The organism is Pseudomonas sp. K5002, from assembly GCF_013386655.1.
Classification (GTDB): domain Bacteria; phylum Pseudomonadota; class Gammaproteobacteria; order Pseudomonadales; family Pseudomonadaceae; genus Aquipseudomonas.
In genome coordinates this window covers 1-482 of the sequence record NZ_JACARK010001630.1, presented here as the reverse complement: position 1 = coordinate 482, position 482 = coordinate 1, and the positions used below count along the sequence as shown (strand labels likewise).

The window sequence follows — 482 nt, the reverse complement described above, 5'->3', positions numbered from 1 at the left end:
TCAACGCCGCCAGCGACACCAGCGCCAGCGTGACCCTGGGCGAGGGCAGTACCACGGCGATCCTGCTGGACGCCAGCGGCAGCACCGCCCTCAACAGCCAGAAGGACAACGGCCTGATCAAGCTCGACGGCTTGCCTGCCAACCTGATCACCGGCCAGTTCAACAACCTCAGCGCGGTGGCCGACCGCACCGACCAGTCGCGGATCGAGATCGTCAGCGGCGGCACTGTGGATTTGCGCAAAGGCTCGATCACCCTGGCCACCGGCGGCCAGGTGGCGGTCAGTGCCGGCCAGCGCAGCCTGGTGCGTGACGGCGCGATGATCGACGTGGCCGGCGCGATTGGCGTCAAGGTGGCGATGGAAGCCAACAACATCAAGATCAACGTGCAAGGCAACGAACAGCGCGACGCGCCCGCCAACCGTGACGGCGGGCAATTGATCAACAATGACGTGTGGGTCGACCTGCGGGACCTGGTGTTCGTC

At 66.0% G+C, this 482-nt stretch carries 1 protein-coding gene; it reads left to right on the top strand.

Annotated elements, in window-relative coordinates; translation table 11 throughout:
* Positions 1 to 482: hypothetical protein (locus HX846_RS38375; protein WP_178967599.1), on the top strand; the 482-nt coding region annotated here is incomplete at both ends.